Source organism: Leifsonia sp. McL0618, assembly GCF_049994905.1.
Classification (GTDB): domain Bacteria; phylum Actinomycetota; class Actinomycetes; order Actinomycetales; family Microbacteriaceae; genus Diaminobutyricibacter.
This window is the reverse complement of sequence record NZ_CP188258.1, coordinates 2,000,840-2,020,265: the sequence shown is the minus strand read 5'-3', so window position 1 is coordinate 2,020,265 and position 19,426 is coordinate 2,000,840. Positions and strand designations below refer to the sequence as shown.

The window sequence follows — 19,426 nt, the reverse complement described above, 5'->3', positions numbered from 1 at the left end:
GGTCGAATCGTCGTGCATATGGCATCGCAACGTAGTACAGAACCCACACAAGCAGGACGCCAGCGACTACGAGCCAAGCAACAGGCGGCATTCCGACTTCCTCCCGATATCGTCTCAAAACCTAGCGCACACGATCACGCACACGTTCGCCACGAAGGCCGACGGGAACGATTGGCTGATCGAGGAGCAGAGCGCACGGCATCCCGGGAAGCGGACCTTCCGCGAGTTCGCCGGCCGGTCAAACCGGGACCGACCAAGCCTTCGCGCTGCTCCTGCTCATCTGGCAGCGATCCGATCGGGCGAGCCACCCACTGAGTAGACAGAGTGCTTCCCATTAGGTGAGCAGAGAGCTAGGCGCTACGTGGGCAGAGAGGCGCCAACTCACTGCGTTCATATTAAGAGAGAAGTTAAGAGAGAAAGCGAGGAGAGAGAAGAGAGAAGCCGAGAGAAGATCTAATCCAACAAGGCGACTCACGTACACGCGCGAGGTCGAACGATCGACAGACCGAAGACTCGTTCTCTCACTCGCTGGATCGAAAGCTCATCTCTTCGGAATCGATTCCGGAATCTCTCGCCGACTCAGCTCCCTGGGTTCGCCGAGCGCCCGGTCTTGCGTTCGGCTGACGTCGTGCGTGCGCACGCCCCGCCTGCTGGATTTTGGACCCGCCCGGCCGCCCGACACACCTCAAGTGGACGAGCGGACAACCGAAAACCGGGCGCATTGACTGTATATCTGCGCCTCGATTGGGGGCCTTGATGCGGCCTTAGTGAAGCGCCAGTCGCGAATACGATTGACCTCCGTGAAGAACGATGAGCAAACGGTTCCGAGTTCCCTCCCAGTCCTGCAAACGCGAAGCCGCGTGGAGCGTGAGGTGGTTGCCAACTGGCTTGCCGTTTCGGCGCTTGCGCTGGCGGCGTTGGCAGTTGTCAGTGGGTTCGTGACGTTTCTCTCCATTGCGACCGAGGGCGTTTTCGACCCGTTCCAATATGGGCTGGTCGTTCTGCCACTCCTTAGCGTCACCGCCGGGATTGTCGCGTTAGGACTGAAGACCCGGCGCAGAGCGCTGGCTGGCGTCGCGATCGGAATGGGGATCGTGGTCTTTCTGATCCCGGCTGTCTTCTTCGTAATGGCGCTTATCGCGAGCACCCAAGGCCAGGGTTAGCCGACGCTGGCCTTGGGTGCATTGTCGCGCGTTCCTCTGCGGTCCAAACATCTCCAACGACAGAACAGGCGACCAGAAGAGTGACCCAGACGAACGACGACGCATTTCCGCATACCCAAAAGAGGCTGTGGCAGCGCCGATCCGTTCAGGTATGGCTCGCGATTTTTGTTCTGGTCTGGGTCAACGTTTGGACAGGCGACGGTATCTGGGCACCGATCTGCAACCTCAGCGGCGACACGGACGACAGCTGCCCGGTGTCGTGCTGGTATCCCGCGATCGTCACCGGAGCCAACCCTGCGCAGGCAGGAGCGATCCGATGCTACCTTCAAGCACTTTCCGACGAGAGTCCGAGCGAGATGAAGAAGGCCATCCCCGCTCCCGACTGGACGGGTGACCCGACCGTGACACCGCGGGCGTTCCGTTACGCAGCGGACGCACGAAGCGGAATCGTGACCGTCGACGTGCAGCAGAACGATTCTGCCTCCGCCTTCGCACGCGCCACGATCCACTACGCGGATGGCAAGACGGACGAGGAACCCCTTGCGATCATCAACCCGACCGCATGGGATGGATGGCGCATGGAGGGAGTCAACGGGGGTTAGTTGTGTCGTTGGCGCGTCAGGGTATGGCGGAGCGCTTTGGACCATAGCCGAACTCTAACGTTGCGCACGAACATCGCGACAGTCAGCCGCCGACCTGTGCCTATGCGTCCTTCGCATTGGTGATGAGTGCGGCGGTCGACTGACCTTCAGACCAGAAGCCCCACCTCAGCCGGTGGCGGCCTCGCGCGGTCTTCTCCTGCCGTTCCTTCTGAGCGCGGCATCACTGTCGGTCCGTGCCATTCCGGTACCGTCGGCACATGGACTGGCGTTGGGTTGTGGCAGGACTGATCGTCGTCGGCTTCCTCCTCACGGCGGGAAATTTGTTGGGTGCATTCGTGAGCGTCAGGAAGCAGGTGTCGACAGAGGAACAGCGAATCTCCGACTCGAAGGCGCTATCCGAAGATGAGCGGGCTGACATGGCTGCGCGAACGGCTGAGCAGGAACGCGATGTTGAGCACAGTGGCGCCATCCAAGAGAAGTACAACACGTTGTATGACCAGCGGGGATTGATTCGGCCGTCCTACGACAACCTCGTCTATCTCTCGGCTTACGAGTCCAAGCGCATCGTGGGGCTGACCCTCGACTCCACTCGCGACAACTTGATTTGGGCGGGCGTCGGTCTGTTTGTCTCCACGATCGCTGGCGTATGGTCGCTCTGGCTTTAGCCTACGAATCGAGTGGAAAAGCCCTTGACTGTGCTCATTCGCGTTACTCCGGGTCACTCCACCGCCAACCGAGTCACGAGGCTTGAACTGTTGCCTAATCAGGAAAGCACTGAGCAAGACGGCTCATGCCGGTGGGCTACGAAGCGATCTGGTGTGCGTCGGTTGCTGGGTCTGGAGCGTCTTCCAACCTGATTACGCGGGTTCGATTCCCGTCATCCTCTCCAAAAGATGCTCTAGCGAAAATCCTTGGGTGAATTGCGCAGTTGCCATAGGTGAGTCACGGCGTTGCCACAAGCAGCCGTGAGCGCGGCGACCGGGGCGACCCAAACGATCTGCGAGTCAGTCAAGCCGACGAGCGGACCAGCGATTGGGAATACCGCGAGAATGACGGCTGCCAAGAGCGCGCTGGTAATCAAGATGCCTTGCTTGGTGGGACTCGTCCGCTCTCGTGCCATGTTGGCGAGTTTTGTCTGTGACTGCGGTCTGCCCACGGGACGGGGAAGAGAACTCAGTGCCGGGCGACGCGCAAGTCAGTAGTTGGCTCGCCTACGAGGTGGCGAGAGCAGCCGCAATCCACCAGGCGATCAGGCTGAGCACGATCCCGGCCAGCGGATAGATGAACGCGAGTCGCCGGCGACGGAGCGCGACGATCCCGCCGATCACGCCGATCACAGTGAGCACCGGCGGTACGAAGACCCCCAGGAAGAACCCGAAGGCATGCGACCCGGTCGTGTCCCAGAGGAAGACACCGAAGAAGAGCGCGATCGCAAGACCGATCGAGCCGAGGATCAGCAGCACCGTGACGACGAGGTCGACGAGGTGAGCGCTTTCGGGCTTCGCAGGTTCGGTGGACACAGGGAAACCGTAGCGTCAGCTTCCGTGCCCCGTCCAGCATGACGATTCGATGACCGTGCGGGCCTTATGCGGGCCGGGGATCCGTGGCAGCATGCACTCATGTGCGTGAAGCCCGGGGGGCAGGCGTGACGACGCCGCCGACATCGGCGGCGATCGACGCCGTGATCAGCACCATGGATGCGGTGCGCGCGCCGCTTGCAGCATCCGACGGGATTGCGGTCTTCCTCGACGTCTACCGTCAGGTGACCGTGCTCGTCGCCCAGCGGGTCATGGACGGCACCTTCCAGGACCCCGCTTTCACGGCAGCGCTCGATGTCGTCTTCGCGGGCATCTTCCTTGACGTTCCGCAAGCGATCACGGCGGGCAAGCCGGTTGCCGGGGCATGGGCACCGCTGGTCGAGGCGCGGTCGGTGAACCTCTTTCCACTGCAGTTCGCACTGGCCGGGATGAACGCCCACATCAACCACGACCTGGCCGTCGCAGTCGTCGACACCTGCAAGCAGCGCAACCGCGATCCGGAGTCCGGATCGATCCACGCCGACTTCGACCGCATCAACGGTGTGCTCGCCGAACTCGTGCAGCCGATACGACAGGAGTTCCTCGACAAGACGGTCGTGCAATACGGCGCTCCGGTGGCGCCGCTGGCGAACATCCTGACGAACTTCTCGATGGACAGGGCGCGGGATGCCGCCTGGGCATCGGCGCTGACCCTCTGGGCGGTGCGCGACGTCCCGCTGGTTCCCCAGATAACGGAGCAGACCCTGGCGAACACGGTCGGCCTCGTCAGCCGCCAACTGCTGACACACTTCCCCCTGCCGCCGCTGTAAGGCCGCGACCGATCAGAGGCTGGCTTCCCAGCCGTCGTACTCGCCGCCGTGGATCGACGCGGCAAGGCCGGCGAAGAACGCGCGAGCGTCGCGGATGGCCTCAGGCGTGACGACGGCGTCGCGGCGTTCGGCGATCACGATCCATTCTTCGCCGGCGGCGGCGGCCCCGACGCGCTGGAGCAGCCATCCGTGGTCGACCGCCGCGGCGCACGCTGCACGCGCACCGCGCTCGTCGGCGAAGTAGAGGTAGTGCACCCAGTGCCGCGGCGCGGTGATGTCGCTCTTCTTGGCGATCAGCGCGAACAGCTCGTCGTCTTCAGGATCGCCGGTCGTCGGCATCGGCGCACGCCTGGAGAAGAGACCCATAGGTGGAGCGTAACGAGACCAGCGCCGGGCCAGTAGCGCCAAAAAGGGAGGACTACAACTAGTCTCACCCCACGTCGGGTGACAGCCTCATCGCTGCAGGAACGCAAGCACTGCGAGCACCCGACGGTGGTCGTTCCCGGAGTCTTCAAGACCGAGTTTCTGGAAGATCGCCGTCACGTTCTTCTCGACCGCGCCGACCCCGATGACCAGCCGGGATGCGATCCCGGCGTTGGTGCGCCCTTCCGCCATCAGCTGGAGCACCTCGGTCTCGCGCGGCGTGAGCGATACCAGGGGGTCGGTGCGCCGCACGAGCAGTTCGCGAACGACCTGCGGATCGAGCACCGTTCCACCGTCGGCGACACGGGTGATCGCATCCTGCAGCTCATCGAGCGAAGCGATGCGGTCTTTCAGCAGGTAGCCCATCCCTCCGTCGCCGGCGGAAAGCAGCTCCTGCGCATACGTTCCTTCGACGTACTGGCTGAGGAGGAGCACACCGATGGCGGGATGCTCGGACCGCAGCCGGATCGCGGCGCGCACGCCCTCATCCCGGAACGTGGGCGGCATGCGCACGTCGAGCACCGCGACGTCCGGCGCGAGGCGCGCGACCGAGGCGAGCAGGGCATCCGCATCGCCGAAGGCTCCGACCGTCTCGAAGCCTGCCTCGTCGAAGAGCCGCACGAGTCCCTCACGCAGCAGCACGGAATCATCGGCGACGACGACACGCAGTGCCGGGGGATGCGCTGGCATCCCCCCAGCATATGGCTCAGTTCGCGGGGTCTTCCGTCACCGGGATCCGCGCGCCGATACGCGTGGGACCGCCCACCGGACTGTCGACCACGAGGTCACCGCGCAGCCCTCTGGCACGCTCGTCGAGTCCGCTGAGTCCATGATCTGCCGTGAGCTTCGCTCCCCCGTTACCGTCGTCGGTGACCCACACCTCGAGTCGCCGGCTTCCGTCCGGCTCGCCGGCAACAGCCACCTGCAGGCGGGCGGATGCCGCGCCCGAATGCCGGGACACGTTCGTCAGCAGCTCGGCGGCGATGAAGTAGGCGCTGCGTTCGATCTCCGGCGGCAGCCGCAGGTCGGGGGCGAGCCCGTTGTCGAAGGTGACCGTGACGGCGCTCCGGGCGACCAGGGAGTCGAGGGCGGCGACGAGCCCGCGGTCCTGCAGGATCGGCGGCGCGAAGCCGCGTGACAAAGCCCGCAGCTCCTCGAGGGTGTCCTTCGCCTGCTGGCCGGCTTCGGCGAGGATCGTTCGGGCGCCATCGGGGTCGCTGTCGAGTTTGCGTTCGGCGGCGGCCAGGTCCATCTGCAGGCGGATGAGGCGTTGCTGCGGCCCATCATGCAGGTCGCGTTCCAGCCGGCGCAACGACTGGTCCTCTGCGACGACCGCGGCTCCCCGTGACGCAGAGAGGTCTGCGACCTCCCGCTGGAGCGCCTCCGACCGCCACTGGCCGAGCACGCCCCGGGCGACGACCTGGTGCATCAGCGTCATCGCATGGGTGATGAACGGCAGCGTGACGAGAAGGATCGCGCCGAGCGCGAACTCCATGATGTTGTCGCCGACGATCGGGTCGAACGGCGCCGTGGAGCCCGGGACCATGAATTCGTAGATGACTTTGGAAAGGTAGATCTCGCTGTTGCCCTGCGGGATGAAGCGGTCCCAGAACCAGTAGGTGACTCCCCCGAGCCCGGCCGACACCCACACGATCGTGAACACCCAGCTGATCATGCTGATGACCGGGTTGATGACCATGGCGTGGAGCAGGTACAGCCAGTAGTGCCCATTCGCGTATGGGCCGAAAACGCCGCGCCAGAAGGTGATCGGCTTGCCGCCCGGGTTCCAGTCGGGCCGGGCGATCTGCGGTTGCCCGGCCCACCGCAGGCGCACGAGTTCGAGCGTGCCGAAGCCGCGCGCGATGTAGAGGGAACCGGAGACGAGGAACACGCCGATGTAGATGATGAGCGTAGCGACGCCGGCCCACAGCACGCCGTTCAGGATGCTGAACCCGACGTAGGCGATCGGCATGGTCAGCACGAGGAACCCGAGCTCGCGGGGAACTCCGCGCCAGAGCGCGCCGTAACCGAGGCGGGCCGGTTGCTGCGGTCGGGTGCTGCTCACAGCATCCAGAGTGTCAGACGGCTGGTCTGTGGAGAGCGATTCGATGGTCATGGGTCCAGCCTCGCGACATCGGGAGCCCGTGCGAACCGGGCTCGCCTCCGAATCGGTCCGGGGGTTAACCCACGCTCTGCGGACGGGCGACTTAGTGCAGCCTCTGCTTGGTTGCGGAATGTTCCCCGCCGCGTAGCGTTGTGGTGGATCGAAGCGAAAGGACACCCCATGACTGAGACCGTCACCGTTCCGCAGAGTGTTTCCAACCCGGACGTCGCTGCCGGGGTCGCGCAGTTCCTGAGCCCCGTGGTGGTCGACCTGACCGCGATCGTCGTCAATGGCAAGCAGGCGCACTGGCATGTCCGCGGTGCGAACTTCGTCGGCGTGCACGAGTTGCTCGACACGATCGTCGCCCACGCGCAGGGGTGGGCCGACACGGCCGCCGAGCGCATCGTCGCCCTGGGACTTCCAGTGGATGCACGCCTGTCCACCGTCGCCGCCACGACGTCGACGAAGGAGCTCACCCCAGGCTTCCGCCAGTCGAACGACACGATCACCGAGATGATCGCGCAGCTCGACGCTGCGCTCGCGTCGGTGAACACTGCGGTTGCTGAGCTCGACGAGCTCGACCAGACCAGCCAGGATGTCGCCATCGAGATCGCACGCGGCCTCGACAAGGACCGCTGGTTCCTCTTCGCGCACATCAGCGAGTAGCACCGGTCGTTCGGCCGGCTAGTACGCGGTAGTCCGGCAGCGCGTCAGTCGAGGGCGCGGTGGGTGAAGCGGCCGCCGAGCAGGGTCGCGGCCACGGGCATCCGTCGCAGTTCGGCGAGGGTGCACGCGAGCGGATCGCGTTCCACGATCGCCAGGTCGGCGACCGCGCCGACGGCGACGCTCGTTCGAACGGATGCGCTGATCGCGACCTCGCGTGACACCGCGTTCTCCGGGTGCCACGGTTCCCGGTCTCCCCTGGTGCGCGCGACGGCCGACGCGATCGACGCCCACGGGTCGAGTGGCGCCACCGGGGCATCCGATCCGAGTGCGAGCTTCACCCCGGCGTTGTGCAGTGCCCCGAACGGGAACGCGCGACCTGTTCGTCCCGCCCACAGCCGGTCGGCGACGTCCCGGTCGTCCATCGCGTGCTCGGGCTGCACGCTCGCCGTGACGCCCAGGCGGGCGAACCGGGCCAGGTCATCGGCCGCCAGCAATTGTGCATGTTCGATGCGCCCGGCGCAGCCGACCTCCTCGAACGCGTCGAGAGCGAGGTGGTTGGCGTGGTCGCCGATGGCGTGCACGGCGGGCACGATCCCGGCGTCGTCCGCGAGGGCCATCAGGGCGACGAGTTCGTCGGTGGGAACTGTCAGGATGCCGTACGGGTGCGCGCTGCCACCGGAGCCGGGATAGGGGTCGAAGCAGTACGCCGTGCGCGTGTTGAGTGAGCCGTCGGTGATGATCTTGAACGGTCCCACCGTCAGGAGGCCGGAGCTGCCGTCGACGACCTCGCCGGTGCGCAACCCGAGGTCGATCGCGCGACCGAGGTCGGCGGCGTAGATGCCGAACTCGACACGCAGGGCGTCCTGACCGGCGCGGATCCGTCGCAGCCAGACGTCGCGGTTCCACGCCATCTCGAGATCGACGATGCCGACGATGCCGCGCTCGGCCGCACGCTTCGCGGCCTCGTCGGCCCAGGCGTCCGCGTCGGTGTCCGAGTCGTCGATGGATTCGAGCGCTGCGACCACGGCGAACGCGTCGTCCTCGCGAAGAACCGCCTCGCGCGACCCGGCCGCGAAGCGGAGTGCGGCGGCAGAGTTCAGCCAGCACGCATGCAGGTCGCCGGCGATCAGCATCACAGGCCGGGAGCCGGCCGCGTCATCGAGGAGCTCCTTCGACGGCTCGTCGGGCCAGCCCTCCGACCGGTAGCCGAAACCGACCAGAACGTCGTCGCCGGGTCGGGAGGCGGCGGCAGCGGACACGAGCCGCGCCGCTTGGTCGGCCGAACCGGCAGCCGACACGTCGATGCGGCGAGAAGTTCGCGCCCACTGGGTGAAGTGGACGTGGTTGTCCCAGAGACCGGGAACGATCCAGCGGCCATCCACCGACAACTGTTCGACTGCGCCCATGGGCGCGCGACCGGCCGGCGTGACAGACATGATCATGCCGTCGTCGACGATGAGGTCGACCGGCCCGTCATGGCCGGAAATTCGTGCGCCGCGGAGACCGAGTGTCATCGGCGCATGCGGTCGCGCACGCGGCGCATCTCCTCCGCGAGCGCCTCGCTCGAGTACGGGCCGTCGCCTTCGAGCTCGGTGATGATGCGGTCGACGGTCTCAGTCGGCTTGTTCTGACTCATCTTCGACTTCGCGACGATACGCGTCGGCGTCAGGCGCACTCCGACCGTGCCGCTGGAGATGCGGGCTGCGTATTCGGTGTTCTCGGGCGTGCCGTTCATGCGGCGCGGTTCGGGCATCCTGTCTTCGAAGTGGTCGACGAGCGACGCCAGAACTTCGAGGTTCTCCTCGTCGCTCAGGATCTCGGGCACACCGCTGAGGTGCACGACGATGAAGTTCCAGGTCGGAACAGCCGGCTTCGGGTCGTACCAGCCCGGCGAGATATAGCCGTGCGGGCCCTGGATGACGAAGAGCACCTCGTGCTGCCCCAGCTCGTGCAGCTGCTCGTCGGGCCGCCCGACATGCGTCACCAGGGACAGTTCCTCCCGTGACTCGTCGATGAGCACCGGATAGTGGGATGCGACGAGACCGTCGGACGTGTTGCTGACGATCGTCGCCCACGGGTTCTCACGGATCACCCGCGCGATCTCTTGAGGGTCGGCGAGGACGAAGCTGGGATTCTGGCGCATGGGTCAATTCTGGTCGACCGGGCACCAATAAAGCTTCCGGCCACCCAGTTCTTCCATGAGAATGTGCGTTCCGCACACGCGGCAGGGAAGTCCTTCGCGCTTGTAGACCCAGTGCCGGTCGTCACGCGACGCCATCGCCTTTCGGAACGCGTCGTCGTCCAGGTCGTCCATCGTCATCATCTGGCCGGTCTCGAAGCCGATGCGCAACAGGTGAACCCAGTCGCGCCAGAGCGCACGGGCAGTTTCTTCGGTGACCAGCTTGCCCGGCGTGTGCGGGTTCTGGCGCGCGCGGAACAGCAGCTCTGCGCGGTAGACGTTGCCGATGCCGCTCACGACGCCCTGGTCCATCAGGAGCAGGGCGATCGCAGTCGGCTTCTTGCGAACCGTGGCGATGAACCGGTTCTCGGCCTCGACGCTGTCGTCGTTGAGCGGATCAGGGCCGAGCTTGGCGATGACGGCGTCGACCTGCGCCGGGTCGAGAACCTCACAAGCAGTCGGTCCGCGCAGGTCGGCTACGGCCGTTTCGGTGAGCAGCCGTACCCGCACCTGGCCGATCGGCTCCGGCGGGAACTCGGTGATCTCATCCCCGAGCTTCTCCGACTCAGCCATCCGCAGCCGGGTGCGCCGCGGAGCGCCGATGCTGTGCAGCGAGTTCTCGCCCGCGCTGTCGAACACCGTTCCCCGTTGGTTCGTCTGGCCCATCCGGCCGTTCGCTGACGCGATCGTCGGGTCGATGCTGATCTCGCCCGCGAAGTCCCACGCCCCGTAGAGTCCGAGGTGCACACGCAGCCAGAGCCCGTTGTCGAACTCGAGGAACATCTGCTTGCCGACGGCTTTAGCGTCGATCATCGTATGGCCGTCGATGACCGACGCCCCCTCGGCGAAGCGCCCCTGGGGAGACGACACGGCGATGCGGTGTCCAACGAAGTTCTGGGCGAACTGACGGGCGATGCGGTGGACGGAGTGACCCTCAGGCATCGGAGGCTCCTTTACGCGTCGACGTGCTTGCCCGCGATGGTGCCGGTCGCCTCGAACTCGGCGAGTTGCGCGATGCGGCGCGCGTGGCGCTCTTCGAACGAGAACGGTTCGGCGATGAACGTGTCGATGAAGCCGGTCGCCTCTTCGATCGTGTGCTGGCGCGCACCGATCGAGATGACGTTGGCGTCGTTGTGCTGGCGGGCGAGTTCGGCCGTGCTGGTGTTCCAGACGAGAGCCGCGCGGATTCCCTGCACCTTGTTGGCCGCGATCTGCTCTCCGTTGCCCGACCCGCCGAACACGACACCCAGTGCCTGCACGCCCGCCTGCTGGTCGGCGATGACCCCTTTCGCCGCGTTGATGCAGAACGCGGGATAGTCGTCGATCGGGTCGTACTCGGCCGGGCCGTGGTCGATGACTTCGTGCCCGGCGTCGGTGAGGTGATTCTTGAGGTGCGTGCTGAAGTCGAGACCGGCGTGATCGGTGGCGATGTGGATGCGCATTCGACCAGTTTATGAGCGACAGCACGAGACCATTGATCTTCTCGGCCAATAGGAGCAGAGTCGAATACAACGGTCTAATTGCGCGGAGGCGCCTGATGCTCTCATCGTCGGATCCAGAAGTCCTCGTTCCCATCCTCTCCGCCGGCAAGCACCGCAATCCCCGACGGGGAGCGTGCTTCATGGAGTTCGCCTCGTACCTCGCGGGCGAACGCTGGAGCGACCATCCGTCGTGCACCCACCCGGGCCTCGCGAACCTGGCCCGAGCGGTGAACGACACGATCTCCAACAAGGCACGCAACACCCTGGCACCCCTGATCCCGTCGGTGATCGGCCTGACGACGAACGATCCGCGACTCGAGATCATCATCGCCTTGCACGTCGCGTCGGCAGCACTCCCGATCGCTTCGGAAGCCCGGCAGGACTCACTGGCGGTCGGAGCGATCGTCTGCGACGCTGTGCTGACCCGGATGGGCGGCGCACCGAGCGGAACGGAGGCGCCGATCGCAGAGGCGCTGCATTCCGCACCCAGCGCGGAAGCCTGGGCTCGCGAATTCCTCGGCCGCTACCAGACGAAGCTGCCGGAGTCGACGACGCCACGTCAGACCCAGGCGCTGGTCCTCAGCGCCGTCGACGGGATCGCGCACGCGTTCGTCGACGACCGGGATGAGCGGCTCCGCTCGCTGCTGACGTCGACGATCGACGTGTCCAAGCGTTTCATCTCGCTCGGGCAGCCTGCCGAGTCGATGGCGCGTGAGCCGATCGGTTCGCCCTCCGCAGCCTGAGTCCGTTCGATCGGGTTCGTCGGCGTATCCACGTCGACCTGGCTGGTCTGCGCGTCGCATAGGGTGGTGTGTTGGATCCCGTCCACCCGCCACAAGCGCATACCGAAGGAGTCAGCGTTGCCCGGAGAGAACCTCACCCGTGTCGAAGCCCAGGAGCGCGCTGCGCTCATCCGCACCTACAACTACGAGGTCGCGCTCGACCTGACGACGGGGCCGGAGACGTTCCGCAGCACGACGACGGTGCGCTTCGGCGCCGCCGACGGCGCCTCCACTTTCATCGACGCCATCACGCGTGCGGTGCACTCGGTCACCCTCAACGGCGTCGAACTCGACCCGGCCACCGTCAGTGACGGTGTGCGCATCCAGCTCGACGGCCTCCAGGTCGAGAACGAGCTCACCGTCGTAGCCGACGCGATCTACACCAACACGGGCGAAGGCCTGCACCGCTTCGTCGATCCGGTCGACGGCGAGGTGTACCTGTACAGCCAGTTCGAGGTGCCGGACTCCCGCCGCATGTTCGCCGTGTTCGAACAGCCCGACCTGAAGGCCACGTTCCAGTTCACCGTCACCGCGCCCGAGCACTGGCAGGTCGTCAGCAACTCGCCGACGCCGGAGCCGGTCGCCGCGCACGCAGGCACGAAGACGTGGACGTTCGCCCCATCGCCGGTCATCTCCTCGTACATCACCGCGCTCATCGCCGGCCCGTACGACGCGGTGCGCAGCGAGCTGACCAGCCGTGACGGCCGCACCATCCCGCTCGGCGTCTTCGCCCGCAAGAGCCTCGCCGAGTTCCTCGACGCCGACTACATCTTCGAGAAGACCCGCGAAGGCTTCGCGTTCTACGAGGAGAAATTCGACTACGCGTACCCGTTCGAGAAGTACGACCAGCTTTTCGTACCCGAGTTCAATGCCGGGGCCATGGAGAACGCGGGCGCCGTGACCTTCACCGAGACGTATGTCTTCCGGTCCAAGGTCACGGACGCGATCAAGGAACGCCGTGTCGTCACCATCCTGCACGAGCTCGCCCACATGTGGTTCGGCGACCTCGTCACAATGAAGTGGTGGAACGACCTGTGGCTGAACGAGTCGTTCGCCGAATACGCGTCGACCCTTGCGACGGCCGAGGCCACCGAGTGGCACGAGGCGTGGACCACGTTCGCGGCGATGGAGAAGAGCTGGGCCTACCGTCAGGACCAGCTGCCGTCGACGCACCCGATCGTCGCCACGATCAACGACCTCGAAGACGTGCAGGTCAACTTCGACGGCATCACCTACGCCAAGGGCGCCTCGGTGCTCAAGCAGCTGGTGGCCTGGGTCGGACAGGACGACTTCCTCGCCGGGGTGAGCGCCTACTTCAAGGAGAACGCGCACGGCAACACCGAGCTGCGCGACCTGCTGGTGCAGCTCGAGGCGAAGAGCGGCCGTGACCTCACCGACTGGTCGAAGAAGTGGCTGGAGACCGCAGGCGTGAACACGCTCCGTCCGGAGCTCGAGGTCGATGCGGATGGTGTGATCACCGCGTTCTCGGTGCTGCAGTCCGCGGCGCCCGACTACCCCACCATCCGTCCGCACCGTCTTGCGATCGGGTTCTACAACCTCGTCGACGGCGCGCTCGTGCGTGAACACCGCATCGAGCTCGACGTCGACGGCGAACGCACCGATGTCGCCGAGCTCGTCGGTCTCGCGCGACCCGACCTCGTGCTCCCGAACGACGACGACCTGGCCTACGCGAAGATCCGCCTCGACGCGGACTCTCTCGCCGTCGCCATCGAGCACCTCTCGAAGATCGCGAGCCCGCTGGCGCGGTCGCTCGTCTGGGGTGCGGTGTGGGATGCGACCCGCGACGCGGAAACGAAGGCGAGCGACTACGTGCGCCTCGTTCTCGGCAACATCGCATCGGAGACCGAGTCGACGACCCTGCGCACCACGCTGAACCAGCTCGCCCTCGCGGCCGGCGCCTACGTCGCGCCCGAGCGCCAGAAGGCCACGACCGAAGAGGCGGCGTCAGCCCTCTGGTCGCTCGCCGAGCAGGCGGAGTCGGGAAGTGACGCCCAGTTCCAGTTCGTGAAGTTCTTCGCCGCCCTCGCGTCGACGGACGAGCAGCTTGCCGTCGTCGCGGCACTTCGCGACGGATCGACGAAGCTCGACGGCCTCGAGGTCGACACCGACCTCGCGTGGGAGCTGCTGACCGCTCTCGCGGCGGGCGGCAAGGCCGGCACGGCCGAGATCGACGCGGCACGCGCAGCGGACAACACCGCAAACGGTGCGCAGTCTGCGGCGCAGGCGGCCGCCTCGATCCCGACCCTCGAGGGCAAGCAGGCCGCGTGGGATTCGGTCTTCGGCTCGGATGCGCTGCCGAACACGATCGTGCGGTTCACCGGCCTCGGATTCCAGCGTGCGTCCGACAAGAATGTGCTCGCTGCGTTCATCCGCCCGTATTTCGACGCCCTACAGGGGATCTGGACCTCACGTAGCTACAAGATCGCCGAATACCTGGTGGCCGGCATGTACCCGGCGCCGCTGGCGAACATCGAACTGCGTGATGCGACGCGTGCCTGGCTCGACGCCAACCCGGAGCCGGCCGCGCTGCGCCGCCTGGTCGTCGAGAATCTGGCCGGGGTCGAGCGTGCCCTCGCCGCCCAGGCCAAGGACGCCTCGTAACAGACGACTGCACCGGGGATGCGGTGGTACTGCGGTACCACCGCATCCCTGTTTAAGAGGACCCATCGGCCGATTCGGTGCGAGGCAGCCGTCCCTAGGCTCGCAAGCATGATCCAACTCGAACGACTGACCAAGACGTACGGCGCCAAGACCGCCGTCAACGACATCAGTGCCACGGTGCAGCCGGGCAAGGTGACCGGATTCCTCGGCCCGAACGGCGCCGGCAAGTCGACCACGATGCGCATGATCGTCGGGCTCGACCGGCCCACCCACGGAACAGCCCTCGTCAACGGCAAGCGGTACGCCGACCACCGGGCGCCCCTCCACGAGGTGGGCGCGCTGCTCGACGCGAAGGCGGTCCACACCGGCCGCACGGCCTACAACCACCTGCTGGCCATGGCCGCCACGCACGGCATCGCCCGCACCCGCGTGCACGAGGTGATCGCCATGACCGGACTCGAAGCGGTCGCGAACAAGCGCGTCGGCGGCTTCTCGCTCGGAATGGGCCAACGACTCGGCATCGCGGCGGCCATGCTCGGCGACCCGGCCACGCTCATCCTCGACGAGCCGGTCAACGGCCTCGACCCAGAAGGCGTTCTCTGGGTGCGCCAGTTCGCCCGCCAGCTCGCCGGCGAGGGCCGCACCGTCTTCCTCTCGTCTCACCTGATGAGCGAAATGGCCCAGACCGCCGACCACATCATCGTTCTCGGTCGCGGTCGCATCCTGGCGGATGCCCCCGTGCAGGACATCCTGACCGGCGCGACCCGCAACGCTGTGCGCGTGCGCACACCGCAGCCCGATCTGCTCGCCAACCTGGTCGCCGGCCCTGACGTCACCGTCACCGGCATCGAAGCCCAGCTCCTCGAGGTGGGCGGCCTCACGTCGGCACAGGTCGGCGAAGCCGCAGCCCACGCCGGCATCGTGCTCCACGAGCTCACCCCTGTCAACGCTTCGCTCGAAGAGGCCTACCTCGCCCTTACCCAGGACGACGTCGAATACCGTACGGAGGTCTCCCGATGACCACTGCAACACTCACCTATGACCGCACGGGAGCGACCGGCCGGGTCACATTCCCGCGTGTGCTCCGCTCCGAGTGGATCAAACTCCGCAGCCTGCGCTCGACCGTCTGGTCTTTCGCCATCGTCATCGCCGTCTCTGTCGGCCTGGCGGTTTTGCTGGGCCTCGGAATCCCCGCCGCGACGGGCGCGGTACCGGCCGACGTCCAGGTGAGGGGGGTGCTCCAGGCGTCGCTCTTCGGAACATTCTTCGGCCAGCTCGTGATCGCCGTGCTCGGCGTCCTGGTGATCAGCGGCGAATACTCGACGGGGATGATCCGGTCGACCCTGACGGCTGTCCCCCGCCGGTTGCCTGCACTGTGGGCGAAAGCCGTCGTGCTGTTCGTCTCGTCATACGTCGTCGGTGTCGTCGCATCCACTCTCGCATTCCTCGCCGCCTCGCCGATCCTCGCGTCCAAGGGCTTCCACGCCTCCCTGTTCGACGGTGACGTGATCATGCCCATCCTCGGCGGCGCGCTCTACCTCGCCATGGTCTCGGTCTTCGCCCTCGGGCTCGGAGCGATCCTGCGGGCGAGCGCGGGAGGTATCGCCGCGGCGCTCGGTCTCATCCTGCTGCTGCCGATCGTCTTCACGATCGCCCCACTGCAGTGGATGCACGACTGGGCTCCGTACCTGATGATGAACGCCGGCCTCTCGTCGTTCGGTCTCGGCAGCTTCGGTGGCCCGAGCCCGCTCGACACCGGGCAGCAGATGCTCGTCGTCGCCGCCTGGGCCGCAGTGTCGCTGACCGCGGGTGCGATCCTCCTCAAGCGCCGGGACGCGTAAAGTCCAGAGCATGACGCAACACGACCTCTCCCTCGGCGGGCCGGCTTCGCTCGCCGAGGGAGACTTGCGTCTGCCCAAACCGCCCGGAGTGATCCGGCAGTTCTGGGCCCGTCACCCCTGGCTCGTCGACTCCCTCATCGCCGGGTTCTACCTTCTCGGTGCCGTCGGGTCGTCGTTCGCGCAGCGGAGTGGGGCAGCCACGACGGTCGCCGGCGTCGTCGTTCCGCTCGCCCTCGCGGTGCTCTGCGCGGTCGTCCTGCTGTTCCGCCGCTTCCGACCTTGGGTGGTGCTCGGCATCGGCCTCGCATCGATGTTCGCCCTGGTCCTGGTCGGACGCGACTTCGACTTCCTCGCCTCCCTTTTCGGGCTGTACGCGGTCGCGGTCTACCGCTCCACCCGCGAGGGCTGGATCGCCTACGGGGTACTCTGCGCGGTCACCGCCCTCGCGGGAGTCACCTTCGCGGCACTTCACGGCAACAGCGACGTTGCCCCGCTCGCCGCTCCCCCGGTCAACGCGTTCATCCAGGTCGTGGTGCTCGCCCTGCTCGTCGTGGTCATCGCTATCAACATCGGCAACCGGCGCCGTTACCTGCAGGCCCTCATCGACCGGGCCGGACAGCTCGCGCGCGAACGCGACCAGCAGGCCATGATCGCGACAGCGGCCGAACGCGCCCGGATCGCGCGCGAGATGCACGACATCGTCTCGCACAGCCTCACCGTGATGATCACCCTGGCCGACGGCTCCGCCGCCCTGACGGCGACCGCGCCGGACCGGTCGGCAGACGCCATGCGCCAGGTCGCGGAGACCGGCCGCTCCGCCCTCGGTGACATGCGGCGGATGCTCGGCGTGCTGAGCGAAGACGACGACACCGATGCGGCGCGCGAACCCCAGCCCGGCGCGAACGACCTCGCCGCGCTGGTGGAGACGTTCCGTGCCGCCGGCCTGCCCGTGCGCTTCCGCACGACCGGCACCGCCCCCGAGGACACGGGCCAGCAGCTCACCGTCTACCGCATCGTGCAGGAAGCGCTGACGAACGTGCTGCGCTACGCACCGGCCGCTTCGACCGTGGAGGTGGTGATCGGCTACTCTCCCGAGATCGTGACCGTGACGGTCGAGGACGACGCGACGGTCCATGCGCCTGCCGGGCAGGGGGCGGGCAGAGGACTGCTCGGCATCCGTGAGCGGGTCGGCCTGTACGGTGGCACCCTCGAATCGGGCCCTCGCGCATCCGGTGGCTGGCGGCTCCATGCCGAATTTCGCACCCTGACGACAGAGGAACGACGATGACCGACACCGCGTCCGCCGAAGACGGCCGCCCCATTCGCGTGCTGATCGTCGACGACCAGGCGCTCGTGCGACTCGGCTTCCGCATGGTGCTCGAGGCCGAACCCGATCTCCATGTGGTCGGCGAAGCCGGCGAAGGCGAGAGTGCGACCAGGCTCGCCGTCGAGGCAGCGCCCGACGTGATCCTCATGGACGTGCGCATGCCGGGGCTCGACGGTATCGAGGCGACGCGCCGGATCGTCGCAGCCAACCCGGCAGCCCGCGTCATCATCCTGACCACGTTCGACCTCGACGAGTACGCCTTCGGGGGCCTTCGTGCCGGCGCGAGCGGATTCCTGCTGAAAGATGTGCGCCCGGCCGAACTGACACAGGCGATCCGCTCGGTTGCGGCCGGCGATGCCGCTGTGTCCGGACGTGTCACCCGTGCGATGCTCGAGCTCTTCTCCGATCGGCTTCCGGCAAGTGGGACATCCCGCGCGGGAGCGGACCCGACGGACGTGCTGACGCCGCGCGAACGGGAGATCCTCCAGGCGATCGGCGAAGGACTGTCGAACGGAGAGATCGCCCAGAAGTTCTACCTCACCGAGTCGACGGTGAAAACGCATGTCGGACGGGTCCTGGCCAAACTGGGCCTGCGCGACCGGGTGCACGCGGTGATCTTCGCCTATGAGAACGGGCTCCTTGCACGCTGACGACTCAGGTGCCGCCCAGAGCAGTCTCGATAAGCTTGCACTCGTATGTTGATCACCAAGGAAAGTTTCTGGACCAGCGTCGGAACCTGGGCGGCTGACGCCGGCTGGGTTCTCGCGCAGATCACCGGCATCATCCTCGGAGCATTCGTGCTGGCGTGGATACTCCGGGTCATCATCCGGCGGGTCGTGCGGCAGATCGTCAACGGCGTCAAGAAGACGCAGAACGTGCAGGACACGCAGGCGCTGGTCGCGTCGCCCCTCGCTGCGGTCAGGGTGGTGCAGCGAACGCGCACCATCGGCACGGTGCTGAGCAACGTCGTCAATGTCACCGTCGGCATCATCGCCGTCATCCTCGTGATCAACACGGCGGCCCCGACCGCGCTCGGCTCCCTCGCGCTCCTCACGGCCGCCCTGGGCGCGGGGCTCGGTTTCGGCGCACAGAACATCGTCAAAGACGTGCTCAACGGGCTCTTCATGGTGATGGAAGACCAGCTGGGGGTGGGCGACATCGTCGACCTCGGGTCGGCGACCGGCGTGGTCGAGGCCGTCGGCATCCGGGTCACGCAGGTGCGGGACGTCAACGGCACGCTATGGTTCGTGCGCAACGGCGAGATCCTGCGTGTCGGCAATATGTCGCAAGGCTGGGCGCGTGTGGTCATCGACCTTGCGGTGCCGTACGACTCGGATGTGGAGTCGGTCCAGGCGAAGATGCTCGAGACGGCCAATGCGCTCGCTACGAGCCCGAAATGGCGGTCGCGCATCCTCGAGAAGCCGGAGATCTGGGGCCTCGAATCGATTTCGGACGATGCCCTCGTGCTCCGCCTCGTCATCAAGACCCGCACGACCGCTCGCGATGACGTGTCACGGGAGCTGCGGATCCGGCTCAAGGAGGCGCTCGACGAGATGGGCGTGAAGCTGCCGTCACTGAACACCATCGTGCTGAGCGGCTTCGACGGTGCCGCGAGCGTCACCGGTGCGCGTCCGCCGCGTACCAAGCCGGTCGGCGTCGTCGAGGCGCAGCCCAGGGGCCGCAAGGCGCGCGCGACACGCAAGGCCGCCTCGTCGAACTCGTCCGCTTCTCCTGCCGCCGCTTCTCCTGCCACCGCTTCGGCTGCCGCACCGGACCCGCGGTCGATGCCCGTGGTCGACCCGACCGTGAAGCTTCCTCGAACCGAGGCCAGGCCTCCCGTGAACCCGGAGAAGTGACGTGACCATCCCCCTCGGTCCCATCGAGCCGAC

At 66.5% G+C, this 19,426-nt stretch carries 20 protein-coding genes; 12 read left to right on the top strand and 8 right to left on the bottom strand.

Annotation, left to right across the window (positions count from 1 at the left end; all coding sequences use genetic code 11):
* Positions 1 to 800: 800 nt before the first annotated feature.
* From ACPPVQ_RS09690 to ACPPVQ_RS09680, 3 genes are all read left to right on the top strand, one after another.
* Positions 801 to 1,163 carry a glycosyltransferase 87 family protein gene (locus ACPPVQ_RS09690; protein WP_426520998.1) on the top strand — a complete coding sequence of 121 codons (363 nt, stop codon included), beginning with the start codon at positions 801 to 803 and terminating at the stop codon, positions 1,161 to 1,163.
* 80 nt (positions 1,164 to 1,243) lie between these two features.
* Positions 1,244 to 1,765, top strand: a complete 522-nt coding sequence (locus tag ACPPVQ_RS09685) for a hypothetical protein (protein WP_426520996.1) — start codon at positions 1,244 to 1,246, stop codon at positions 1,763 to 1,765.
* Positions 1,766 to 2,022: 257 nt separating this feature from the next.
* A complete protein-coding gene (locus tag ACPPVQ_RS09680; RefSeq protein WP_426520994.1) occupies positions 2,023 to 2,430 on the top strand; it encodes a hypothetical protein in 408 nt (135 codons plus the stop codon).
* Between the two features lie 546 nt (positions 2,431 to 2,976).
* Here ACPPVQ_RS09680 and ACPPVQ_RS09675 read toward each other — a convergent pair.
* Positions 2,977 to 3,285 carry a hypothetical protein gene (locus ACPPVQ_RS09675; RefSeq protein ID WP_426520992.1) on the bottom strand — a complete coding sequence of 103 codons (309 nt, stop codon included), beginning with the start codon at positions 3,283 to 3,285 and terminating at the stop codon, positions 2,977 to 2,979.
* Between the two features lie 101 nt (positions 3,286 to 3,386).
* On the opposite strand from ACPPVQ_RS09675, the gene ACPPVQ_RS09670 reads away from it, so the two are divergent.
* Positions 3,387 to 4,112 carry a DUF5995 family protein gene (locus ACPPVQ_RS09670; protein WP_426520990.1) on the top strand — a complete coding sequence of 242 codons (726 nt, stop codon included), beginning with the start codon at positions 3,387 to 3,389 and terminating at the stop codon, positions 4,110 to 4,112.
* Positions 4,113 to 4,124: 12 nt separating this feature from the next.
* Here ACPPVQ_RS09670 and ACPPVQ_RS09665 read toward each other — a convergent pair whose 3' ends face one another.
* The 3 genes from ACPPVQ_RS09665 to ACPPVQ_RS09655 form a co-directional block, all read right to left on the bottom strand.
* Complete coding sequence (locus ACPPVQ_RS09665) at positions 4,125 to 4,478, bottom strand: ribonuclease E inhibitor RraB (protein WP_426520988.1); 354 nt, start codon at positions 4,476 to 4,478, stop codon at positions 4,125 to 4,127.
* 87 nt (positions 4,479 to 4,565) lie between these two features.
* Entirely contained in the window at positions 4,566 to 5,225 is a 660-nt protein-coding gene (locus ACPPVQ_RS09660; RefSeq protein WP_426520986.1) for a response regulator transcription factor, read from the bottom strand.
* A 16-nt stretch (positions 5,226 to 5,241) separates the two neighbouring features.
* The gene (locus ACPPVQ_RS09655; protein WP_426520984.1) at positions 5,242 to 6,651 is read right to left on the bottom strand and encodes a sensor histidine kinase; all 1,410 of its coding nucleotides are present in this window, start codon (positions 6,649 to 6,651) and stop codon (positions 5,242 to 5,244) included.
* A 168-nt stretch (positions 6,652 to 6,819) separates the two neighbouring features.
* Here ACPPVQ_RS09655 and ACPPVQ_RS09650 point away from each other — a divergent pair, with 168 nt between their 5' ends.
* Positions 6,820 to 7,305 (top strand): Dps family protein, encoded by a 486-nt coding sequence (locus ACPPVQ_RS09650; RefSeq protein WP_426520982.1) that lies wholly within the window; start codon positions 6,820 to 6,822, stop codon positions 7,303 to 7,305.
* 44 nt (positions 7,306 to 7,349) lie between these two features.
* Here the strand turns inward: ACPPVQ_RS09650 and ACPPVQ_RS09645 are convergent, their stop codons facing one another.
* From ACPPVQ_RS09645 to ACPPVQ_RS09630, 4 genes are read right to left on the bottom strand one after another with little or no spacing between them, the layout of a single operon-like run.
* Positions 7,350 to 8,819: an amidohydrolase family protein gene (locus tag ACPPVQ_RS09645; RefSeq protein WP_426520981.1), complete on the bottom strand. Its 1,470-nt coding sequence runs from the start codon at positions 8,817 to 8,819 to the stop codon at positions 7,350 to 7,352.
* Entirely contained in the window at positions 8,816 to 9,448 is a 633-nt protein-coding gene (locus ACPPVQ_RS09640; RefSeq protein WP_426520979.1) for an FMN-binding negative transcriptional regulator, read from the bottom strand. The genes ACPPVQ_RS09645 and ACPPVQ_RS09640 overlap by 4 nt, the downstream gene beginning before the upstream one ends.
* Before the next feature lie 3 nt (positions 9,449 to 9,451).
* Entirely contained in the window at positions 9,452 to 10,426 is a 975-nt protein-coding gene (locus tag ACPPVQ_RS09635) for an Fpg/Nei family DNA glycosylase (RefSeq protein ID WP_426520977.1), read from the bottom strand.
* Between the two features lie 11 nt (positions 10,427 to 10,437).
* Positions 10,438 to 10,926, bottom strand: a complete 489-nt coding sequence (locus ACPPVQ_RS09630) for a ribose-5-phosphate isomerase (protein ID WP_426520975.1) — start codon at positions 10,924 to 10,926, stop codon at positions 10,438 to 10,440.
* Positions 10,927 to 11,021: 95 nt separating this feature from the next.
* On the opposite strand from ACPPVQ_RS09630, the gene ACPPVQ_RS09625 reads away from it, so the two are divergent.
* From ACPPVQ_RS09625 to ACPPVQ_RS09595, 7 genes are all read left to right on the top strand, one after another.
* On the top strand, positions 11,022 to 11,708 hold the full coding sequence (locus ACPPVQ_RS09625; protein ID WP_426520973.1) for a hypothetical protein: 687 nt from the start codon (positions 11,022 to 11,024) through the stop codon (positions 11,706 to 11,708).
* Between the two features lie 117 nt (positions 11,709 to 11,825).
* Positions 11,826 to 14,369 carry an aminopeptidase N gene (gene pepN / locus ACPPVQ_RS09620; RefSeq protein ID WP_426520971.1) on the top strand — a complete coding sequence of 848 codons (2,544 nt, stop codon included), beginning with the start codon at positions 11,826 to 11,828 and terminating at the stop codon, positions 14,367 to 14,369.
* Between the two features lie 108 nt (positions 14,370 to 14,477).
* Entirely contained in the window at positions 14,478 to 15,389 is a 912-nt protein-coding gene (locus ACPPVQ_RS09615) for an ABC transporter ATP-binding protein (protein ID WP_426520969.1), read from the top strand.
* Positions 15,386 to 16,210 carry an ABC transporter permease subunit gene (locus ACPPVQ_RS09610; RefSeq protein WP_426520967.1) on the top strand — a complete coding sequence of 275 codons (825 nt, stop codon included), beginning with the start codon at positions 15,386 to 15,388 and terminating at the stop codon, positions 16,208 to 16,210. The genes ACPPVQ_RS09615 and ACPPVQ_RS09610 overlap by 4 nt, the downstream gene beginning before the upstream one ends.
* Before the next feature lie 10 nt (positions 16,211 to 16,220).
* The gene (locus ACPPVQ_RS09605; RefSeq protein WP_426520965.1) at positions 16,221 to 17,498 is read left to right on the top strand and encodes a sensor histidine kinase; all 1,278 of its coding nucleotides are present in this window, start codon (positions 16,221 to 16,223) and stop codon (positions 17,496 to 17,498) included.
* Positions 17,495 to 18,187: a response regulator gene (locus ACPPVQ_RS09600; RefSeq protein ID WP_426520963.1), complete on the top strand. Its 693-nt coding sequence runs from the start codon at positions 17,495 to 17,497 to the stop codon at positions 18,185 to 18,187. Before ACPPVQ_RS09605 ends, ACPPVQ_RS09600 begins: the two co-directional genes overlap by 4 nt.
* A gap of 45 nt (positions 18,188 to 18,232) precedes the next feature.
* Positions 18,233 to 19,393, top strand: coding sequence for a mechanosensitive ion channel family protein (locus ACPPVQ_RS09595; protein WP_426520961.1), 1,161 nt, complete (start codon positions 18,233 to 18,235; stop codon positions 19,391 to 19,393).
* The last annotated feature ends 33 nt before the right edge of the window (positions 19,394 to 19,426 follow it).

Bases quoted from the DNA above. Each gene is read 5' to 3' on its own strand.
- ACPPVQ_RS09680 (WP_426520994.1), top strand. From the start codon at position 2,023: ATGGACTGGCGTTGGGTTGTGGCAGGACTGATCGTCGTCGGCTTCCTC.
- ACPPVQ_RS09665 (WP_426520988.1), bottom strand. From the start codon at position 4,478: ATGGGTCTCTTCTCCAGGCGTGCGCCGATGCCGACGACCGGCGATCCT.
- ACPPVQ_RS09660 (WP_426520986.1), bottom strand. From the start codon at position 5,225: ATGCCAGCGCATCCCCCGGCACTGCGTGTCGTCGTCGCCGATGATTCC.
- ACPPVQ_RS09655 (WP_426520984.1), bottom strand. From the start codon at position 6,651: ATGACCATCGAATCGCTCTCCACAGACCAGCCGTCTGACACTCTGGAT.
- ACPPVQ_RS09650 (WP_426520982.1), top strand. From the start codon at position 6,820: ATGACTGAGACCGTCACCGTTCCGCAGAGTGTTTCCAACCCGGACGTC.
- ACPPVQ_RS09645 (WP_426520981.1), bottom strand. From the start codon at position 8,819: ATGACACTCGGTCTCCGCGGCGCACGAATTTCCGGCCATGACGGGCCG.
- ACPPVQ_RS09640 (WP_426520979.1), bottom strand. From the start codon at position 9,448: ATGCGCCAGAATCCCAGCTTCGTCCTCGCCGACCCTCAAGAGATCGCG.
- ACPPVQ_RS09635 (WP_426520977.1), bottom strand. From the start codon at position 10,426: ATGCCTGAGGGTCACTCCGTCCACCGCATCGCCCGTCAGTTCGCCCAG.
- ACPPVQ_RS09630 (WP_426520975.1), bottom strand. From the start codon at position 10,926: ATGCGCATCCACATCGCCACCGATCACGCCGGTCTCGACTTCAGCACG.
- ACPPVQ_RS09625 (WP_426520973.1), top strand. From the start codon at position 11,022: ATGCTCTCATCGTCGGATCCAGAAGTCCTCGTTCCCATCCTCTCCGCC.
- ACPPVQ_RS09615 (WP_426520969.1), top strand. From the start codon at position 14,478: ATGATCCAACTCGAACGACTGACCAAGACGTACGGCGCCAAGACCGCC.
- ACPPVQ_RS09610 (WP_426520967.1), top strand. From the start codon at position 15,386: ATGACCACTGCAACACTCACCTATGACCGCACGGGAGCGACCGGCCGG.
- ACPPVQ_RS09605 (WP_426520965.1), top strand. From the start codon at position 16,221: ATGACGCAACACGACCTCTCCCTCGGCGGGCCGGCTTCGCTCGCCGAG.
- ACPPVQ_RS09600 (WP_426520963.1), top strand. From the start codon at position 17,495: ATGACCGACACCGCGTCCGCCGAAGACGGCCGCCCCATTCGCGTGCTG.
- ACPPVQ_RS09595 (WP_426520961.1), top strand. From the start codon at position 18,233: ATGTTGATCACCAAGGAAAGTTTCTGGACCAGCGTCGGAACCTGGGCG.